We start from the raw sequence: 366 nt of genomic DNA, 5'->3' as shown, positions 1-366 counted from the left end.
GGACCAAGATCTACATGGAGGAGATTCTCGTACGTCAGCATGCCGGTTCCCCCGATCCCCTCACTGTCACTTCAGATCCCGGTCCTTGTTGGATGCCCGTTTGTGCCGGTCGGCTTGCGCCTGGTCCTGTGCGGCAAAGTCATCGGCGGTCGCGCGCAGGGCTCCTGCCACGTCCTGCTGCAGGAGTCCCTCGACATACTTCATCTGCGCATTCCAGCGCTTCACAAAGACCTCGAATGCCGACCGCGACGCAAAACCCTTGAGACTGGGACCTACTTGCCCGGTCTCAGTCATCGTCTTGTTGTCCGCGTCCCGAAAGTCCCCCCGGACGATGTCGGCCTTGCCGGCCCGCCTCCGCAGCTCAGC

1 protein-coding gene is annotated in these 366 nt (G+C 62.3%); it reads right to left on the bottom strand.

Annotated features, from left to right (window positions below; translation table 11 throughout):
• Positions 1-66: 66 nt before the first annotated feature.
• Positions 67-366, bottom strand: a 300-nt coding sequence (locus AC1DYK_RS36330; RefSeq protein WP_478170678.1) for a hypothetical protein, incomplete at its 5' end; no start/stop codon positions are given.

This window comes from Variovorax sp. P2_H12, from assembly GCF_056403395.1.
This window is presented reverse-complemented; position numbering and strand designations above follow the sequence as displayed.